This window comes from Streptomyces sp. NPDC050211 (genome assembly GCF_040656035.1).
Lineage (GTDB): Bacteria > Actinomycetota > Actinomycetes > Streptomycetales > Streptomycetaceae > Streptomyces.
Window position 1 is genome coordinate 1 of the sequence record NZ_JBFALC010000145.1, and the last position, 6,176, is coordinate 6,176.

The following is a 6,176-nucleotide window of genomic DNA, read 5'->3' on the forward strand; positions in this document are numbered from 1 at the left end:
GCGTCGACGACCCGCTGCACGATCGACAGCCCCAGACCGGATCCCGGCAACGCCCGGGCGCTGTCGGCACGGTAGAACCGGTCGAACACCCGCGGTACGTCGGCGGCGTCGATGCCCGGCCCGGCGTCGTCGACCTCGAGCACCGCCGACGCGTCCTCGGCACGGAGCCGGACCTGGACCGGCTGGTCCGCGGGGGACCACTTGCCGGCGTTGTCGATGAGGTTGAGCACCGCCCGCTCGAGCGCAGCGGGACGCCCGCTCACCCACACAGAGGTCACGTCGAGCGCGACCTCGATGTCGGGCACGCGGGAACGCGCCCGGGTCGCGGCGGCCACCACCACGTCGGCGAGGTCGAGCACCTCGGTGCTCTCGTCGCTGACGTCACCGCGCGCCAGGTCGGTCAGCTCGGCGGCAAGGGTGCTCAACTCGTCCACCTGGGCGCCGAGATCGTTGAGCAGCCGGGTCCGGCTCTCCGCCGGCAGTGCGCTGTCCAGGGTGCCGCGCCGATCGAGCCGGATCAGCAGCTCGACGTTGAGGCGCAGGCTGGTGAGCGGGGTCTTGAGCTCGTGGGCGGCGTCCTCGGCGAGCAGCCGCTGGGCCCGCCGGGAGTCCCGGAGCGCGGCGAGCATGTCGTTGATCGACTGGATCAGCCGCCGGATCTCCCCACCGCCCTCATCCGGGATGTCGGCGTCGAGATCCCGGGTGTGCGCGACACGTACCGCGGCGGCGGTCAGCCGGTCGATCGGTGCCAGCCCGGTCCGCGCCACGGTCCGCCCGACAAGGGCGCCGCCGACCACGCAGAGCAGCCCGATCAGCAGCATGCCGAACCCGAACCGGTTGATCGGGCTGTCGTCGACGACGCGGGCCACCTGGACTGCGCCGTCGCCCGCCCGCAGCGTGTAGATGACGTAGCCGTCCTCGTCGCTGTCGTTCGACTCCATCAGGTCGGCCGACGCGCCCTGCGCCACGCGCCCGGCGTCCTCGCTGACCGGGGGCAGCGCGGGTTGGCCGGCCGGCGTCCGGATCGAGCCGTCGGGCAGGATGACCCGCACCAGCCGACCGGATCCGGGATACGGCGGTAGCTGGACCTGCGCCAGACCGGCGCGCTCCGCGTTCGTCGCCAGGACGCGGGAGTCGGCGCGCAGCTGATTCTCGGCGGTGTCCCGCAGCTCCCAGTCCAGTAGCTCGCTGGCCACCTGGAAGGCTACGAACACGCTGACCGCGATGGCCGTCGCCGCGATCACCGTCAGCCTGGCCCGCAGGGACCACCGGCGCCACCATCGGGTCAGCCGGCGCGGTTCCCGGCCGGCGTGCCTGCTCACGGAGGAGTCTCCCGCAACGTGTATCCCAGGCCGCGCAGCGTGTAGATCAATCGCGGCTCACCCTCGGCCTCCATCTTGCGGCGCAGGTAGCTCACGTATACCTGGAGGTTGTTGGCGGTGGAGCTCATGCCGAAGCCCCAGATCGCCTCGAACAGCGCGTCGCGGGTCACGACCCGGGTCGCGTTGCACACGAGGACCTGCAGCAGGGAGAACTCGGTCCGGGTCAGGCGCAGCGGCCGCGCGCCCCGCCACGCCTCGAACCTGTCGGGATCGAGCCGGACGTCGGCGAACGACAGGATCTGCGACCCCTCGTCGGTCGGCGTGCGCCGGCGCAGCAGGGCCCGCACCCGGGCCAGTAACTCCTCGGTGGCGAACGGCTTGGGCAGGTAGTCGTCGGCGCCCGCGTCCAGCCCCGCGACCCGGTCGGAGACCTGGTCACGGGCGGTCAGCATCAGCACCGGCAGATCCCGGCCCGCGGCCCGCAACCGCCGGCAGGTCTCCAACCCGCCGAGGCGGGGCATCATCACGTCGAGGAGCAGCAGATCCGGCGCGTCGCCACCGACCCCGTCGAGCACGGCGAAACCGTTGGTGACAATGCTGGTGTCGTAACCCTCGACCTGGAGCACCCGCTCCAGCGACTCACGGATGGCCGCCTCGTCATCCGCGATCATGATCCGCACGCCGGCCCGCCCCCTTCCAGTCGATGTTTTTGCCGCTCATTGTCCCCGATCAACCTGAGGCCAGGATTAGAGCGTCGCCGCTGTGGTGCCCGCGGGCCGTGCTCTTACGGATGCCTAAGTGGTCCGCGCCGTTAATTCGTCGGGGGTAGGGACCAGCCGGTGGGGTCGTTGAGGTAGAGGCCGCAGACGCAGTCGAGGGCTTCTTCGGGGCTGCCGGCGGGTAGGCCGCTGGGCAGGATGTTGTCTTCGTATCCGTCGCGGCTGGCCAGGTAGATCGCGAAGCCCCAGATGCTCGCCGAGCCGTTGTATCGCAGCCGGTACAGCGGCAGGATCGTCCCGTCGCTGAGGTGCCCGTCGATGTAGGCGAGCACGCCTCGGTAGCGCACGCTGACAGCGGCCAGGACGGACCAGCGGGCCTGGGCGTGCTGGGTCAGGCGTTGCCGCAGGCTGATCTTGGTCGACTCGGGTGGCGGCTTGGGCACGACCTCGATCCTGCCCCACCGGGGGCGGCGTGTCGCTGCCGAGTCCGGCGGCTCGTTCTGGCAGAACATGCCGATGCCTCCGTCCAGCCGGTACCAGATCCAGCTTTCCATCGATGAACGAGCCGTGCTGCTCGCGTTGATCCAAGGCGGCCGTGGTGCTCGACCTGTATGCCCGGCTCTTCGACGCTGAGCCGCTCGGCCCAGGCGATTACGTGGTGTGCTCCGACGAGAAGACCTCGATCCAGGCCCGCTGCCGTTGTCATCCCACTCTGCCTCCCGGCCGGGCCAGGACGATGCGCGTGGAACACCAATACGATCGTGGCGGGTCGCTGGCCTACCTGGCCGCCTGGGACGTGCACCGCGGCAAGGTGGATCAGCCTAGCCGGAAGAGCGGGACGGTGGGTGTCGACGCCCTTCATTTCAGCGGCAGTTGACGGAGAACTCACCGGTTTGGGGATGCGGGCGACCACGCCCTCATGGACGATCAACGGGCATGCGTCTCCAACTGGACGCCGCGGCACGCGTGTTGGAGTCCTCATCCCACCCACGCTCCCTCGTCGCGTCAGCAAGCAAGGAAGCGTCCCGAGGCCTGGATGAAGTACGCCGGATCATCGACGACCTCCGCCCGCCGGTCTTGGACGACTGCGGCCTCGCCACCGCCGTGGCTACGCTCGCCACCCACTTCAATACCGCCTCGCTCACCGTGGCCTGCTCCATCTCCCCATGCTTGCCGAACTGCCCGCCGCAACCGAGACGGCCGCGTACCGCATCGCGGCAGAGGCCTTGACGAATGTCACGCGGCACGCCGACGCCTCGACTGCGCATCTCGCACTGGAAGTCGACGAGGAAGGCGGCCATCTGGTGTTGCAGATCACCGATAACGGCAAGGGCCTACCGGCGAAACCCCGCCCTGAGGGTGTCGGACTGACCTCGAAGGCCAAGCGGGCGTCCAGGAGGACCACGCCGACGCCCTTTCGGGCGATCTTCTTCAACGCGCGGTCCAGGCGCGGGGCGCGGCCGGCCAGCAGGCCGACGACCTCGTGCACCCACCGGCTCACGGTGGTGCGGTGCACCCCGTTGCCGCCGACCAGATCGCCGGGCCGCTGGTCACAGCGCGGCACCGCCAGCACGATGCCGGCGATCTTCCCGGCGGGCAGCGTCCGCCACCGGGAGCCGATCTTCTTCAGGTGGCCGCATATCAGGCCGGCGAGAAAGTTCAAGGTCGCGCTCGACAGCGGCAGGCGGGCGGTGTAAACAAGGCCGTCAGGGCCCTCGGCGAGACCGTTGTTTTTGTTCACACCAAACTCAACTGCCGCCGCCGGGGGCCCGCCAGTTACGGCCCGCTCGCGCGGTCACAGACGTGCGGTGAACCGCCCGTCGCCCCGTTTGTGCAGCCAGCCGCGGTCGGCGAGCTTGGTCATCTTCGCCCGCAGCGGCTCCAGCTTGCCGCGCAACCGAGGCGTCCAGGCCCATCCGCTCGCCGACCGCCCTGACCTGCACCGGGCCGTCGGCCTCCCGCACGATCGCCAGGATCTTGCGGTAGTCGCCGGGTAGCGCCCCCTCGTCGGCCGCGTCGCCGCGGTGTGGGATGAGCAGCACTGCCCGCCCGGCCACCTTCGCCGATGCCGGAGCGACAGCCTCGGCGTCGGCCTGAACTTGCTCGGCCAGGCGGTTCAACACCCGCTCCGCGATCGCCAGTTCGTCCCGCTCGACCTGGACCTCCTGAAGCCGCTTGGTCAACTCCTCGGCGAGGGCGTCCAGTTCGCTCCGGCGAGTGGTGATCCACTGCCGCTCCTGCATCCCGGGCCCTCCCGCGTTCTCGTGGCGTGCCGACCTGCCGACGGAGCGTAGGCGGGGGCAGCCGAACCAAGCATCCCACCGGAACCGGACCCACCCAATGATCTACAGGCGCGAGTACCCCACTCGTCATTCAGAACTGGATCCTTTGAGTGTCGATGTACCCATGAACGCCAACTCGGGACCGGTCCCGAGTTGGCGCGCTAGCATACGGAGCCCATCACTTCTCCTGGATTAGATGCACAGTTAGGCATCCATGTGCCGCCGCCACTCTCGGTGCGCTTTGTTGTCGATTGGATAACATCTGACCATGTCTCTGTTGGAGGACTTGCGAGATTCCCTAAGTGGACTCCTCGTTCGACTGGCGATCGTTACGGGAGTAGCGGTCGTAGAATTCGTCGGTGTCTCGCTAGCTGACGCTCACGATGACCGGATTTCCTGGGCGGTCGGCGGCACTGTATGGCTGGCTGGTGTGGCTGGCTCGATCTTTTGGCTATATTGGCATGCTTATCCCGCCATGCAACGCCAACTACCTATCGTGCTTCTACTGATCTCGACAGGGGTCGCGGCCATGGCGCTGGCAGGTGTCAGGCTATCCAGCGATCGTGCTGACTGGCTCATCTGGATGGTTGCCGGTGCATGGGTGGCCGGTGCGGCTGGCTGCATCTACGACTCGTGGTGGCTGACCGCACTTCCCGGTCAGATCGTTGTTCGGCTGATCATAATCACGGGGATAGCCGGTGCCGGCGTTCGGCTATCAGGCGATCGCGCCGGCGGGCTGCCCTGGGCTATCGACTGGTCAAACTGGGCTGTCATCGGCGTGACGTTGATCGGTATAGCAAGTGCCATTTACTGGCTCTTTGGGTTCTATTACCGGTTCTGGTGGACACTTTTTGAACTGGTGCTAGTCGCGGGACTGGCAGCTTCCGTTGTCGCTGGAATCTGGCTACTTAATGAGCATCCCGATTGGCTGCCCAGGGCGATTGCTGGCGCATGGCTGGTCGGCGTGGCTGGCTGCCTCTATTGGCTATACGAGGAACTGTTCGGATAGCAACTAAAGTGCCAAAGAGCCCCGGTGTCATTCGGGGGCCCGTCCCGCGAGTACTGGACGGGCGCCTCCGATAAGAAGACGTCAGAGTCTCCGCTTGATGACCTTCTGGTGGATTCTCCGGCGCTGGCGGTCGTCGTCGTGGTGCCACCCAGCGGGGCCTCTCCCAGGTGATGGTCTTCTCGGCGTCGTTGGCCACCACATCGACCAGCGGGACTGTGTCGATGCGGAGCAGCGCGTGGCTGGGGCGGACTCGGCGTAGGCGTCGGTGGATGCGGTGGTAGCGCGAGATTGACTTCGGCGGTGGCGTACGACTCCGTCAGGTGCTGTTCAACTCCTCAATGCGGGCGTCGAGTTCGCTCCGGAGAGCGGTGATCCACTGTCGCTCCTGCATCCCGGGCCCTCCCGCGATCTCGTGGCGTGCCGACCTGCCGACGGATCGTAGGCGGGGGCAGCCGAACCAAGCATCCCACCGGAACCGAACCCGCCCAATGATCTACACCAAGTCATCGGCCGCCGGCCAGCGCGAGTACCCCACTCGTCATTCACACCAGACCCGCGACCTGCAACTTCGCGATGCACACCGCTCACTGGGGCGGGCCGTCCAAATCCCGGTGCGGACATCTGGGCGCGGTCCAACGCGACTAGGGCTTGTGTGGTGTCGTGATCAACCTTGCCGAACCGGGTCCACCAGGAAGGCGGTTCCGGCAGGAAGATGGCCATGACACGTAGGCAACTCACCGACGAACAGTCTGGACGCCTGCCGCTGGAGCGGGATCACAAGCGACCCGTTCCAGCACGCACCCCCAGCGAGCAGCTGATGCGACTATCAGCCCTACGAACGAGC

At 67.7% G+C, this 6,176-nt stretch carries 7 protein-coding genes and 2 pseudogenes; 4 read left to right on the top strand and 5 right to left on the bottom strand.

Going from position 1 to position 6,176, the window contains the following annotated elements:
* The 3 genes from AB0I98_RS49270 to AB0I98_RS49280 all read right to left on the bottom strand — a co-directional run.
* Window positions 1–1,322: HAMP domain-containing sensor histidine kinase (locus AB0I98_RS49270; RefSeq protein WP_362952982.1), on the bottom strand; the 1,322-nt coding region annotated here is incomplete at its 3' end.
* The gene (locus AB0I98_RS49275; RefSeq protein WP_362952984.1) at window positions 1,319–2,002 is read right to left on the bottom strand and encodes a response regulator transcription factor; all 684 of its coding nucleotides are present in this window, start codon (window positions 2,000–2,002) and stop codon (window positions 1,319–1,321) included. The genes AB0I98_RS49270 and AB0I98_RS49275, both read right to left, overlap by 4 nt.
* A 131-nt stretch (window positions 2,003–2,133) precedes the next feature.
* Window positions 2,134–2,595: a hypothetical protein gene (locus AB0I98_RS49280; RefSeq protein WP_362952986.1), complete on the bottom strand. Its 462-nt coding sequence runs from the start codon at window positions 2,593–2,595 to the stop codon at window positions 2,134–2,136.
* A 41-nt stretch (window positions 2,596–2,636) separates the two neighbouring features.
* Between AB0I98_RS49280 and AB0I98_RS49285 the strand changes: the two genes are divergently transcribed.
* The 3 genes and pseudogenes from AB0I98_RS49285 to AB0I98_RS49295 all read left to right on the top strand — a co-directional run.
* A complete protein-coding gene (locus tag AB0I98_RS49285; protein WP_362952988.1) occupies window positions 2,637–2,918 on the top strand; it encodes a hypothetical protein in 282 nt (93 codons plus the stop codon).
* 59 nt (window positions 2,919–2,977) lie between these two features.
* Window positions 2,978–3,271: a histidine kinase gene (locus AB0I98_RS49290; RefSeq protein WP_362952990.1), complete on the top strand. Its 294-nt coding sequence runs from the start codon at window positions 2,978–2,980 to the stop codon at window positions 3,269–3,271.
* A pseudogene (locus AB0I98_RS49295) lies at window positions 3,208–3,384 on the top strand (ATP-binding protein); the annotation flags it as partial. The gene AB0I98_RS49290 and the pseudogene AB0I98_RS49295, both read left to right, overlap by 64 nt.
* 47 nt (window positions 3,385–3,431) lie before the next feature.
* On the opposite strand, the pseudogene AB0I98_RS49300 reads toward AB0I98_RS49295, so the two are convergent.
* Together AB0I98_RS49300 and AB0I98_RS49305 are read right to left on the bottom strand one after the other, a co-directional pair.
* A pseudogene (locus AB0I98_RS49300) lies at window positions 3,432–3,782 on the bottom strand (IS5/IS1182 family transposase); the annotation flags it as partial.
* A gap of 7 nt (window positions 3,783–3,789) precedes the next feature.
* Window positions 3,790–4,284, bottom strand: coding sequence for a hypothetical protein (locus AB0I98_RS49305; RefSeq protein ID WP_362952992.1), 495 nt, complete (start codon window positions 4,282–4,284; stop codon window positions 3,790–3,792).
* A gap of 307 nt (window positions 4,285–4,591) precedes the next feature.
* Here AB0I98_RS49305 and AB0I98_RS49310 point away from each other — a divergent pair, with 307 nt between their 5' ends.
* The gene (locus AB0I98_RS49310; RefSeq protein ID WP_362952994.1) at window positions 4,592–5,332 is read left to right on the top strand and encodes a hypothetical protein; all 741 of its coding nucleotides are present in this window, start codon (window positions 4,592–4,594) and stop codon (window positions 5,330–5,332) included.
* Window positions 5,333–6,176: the final 844 nt, after the last annotated feature.

What these genes read in the sequence shown, in the direction of transcription:
- AB0I98_RS49290 (WP_362952990.1), top strand. Translation starts at nt 2,978, where the DNA reads ATGCGTCTCCAACTGGACGCCGCGGCACGCGTGTTGGAGTCCTCATCC.
- AB0I98_RS49310 (WP_362952994.1), top strand. Translation starts at nt 4,592, where the DNA reads ATGTCTCTGTTGGAGGACTTGCGAGATTCCCTAAGTGGACTCCTCGTT.
- AB0I98_RS49280 (WP_362952986.1), bottom strand. Translation starts at nt 2,595, where the DNA reads ATGGAAAGCTGGATCTGGTACCGGCTGGACGGAGGCATCGGCATGTTC.
- AB0I98_RS49305 (WP_362952992.1), bottom strand. Translation starts at nt 4,284, where the DNA reads ATGCAGGAGCGGCAGTGGATCACCACTCGCCGGAGCGAACTGGACGCC.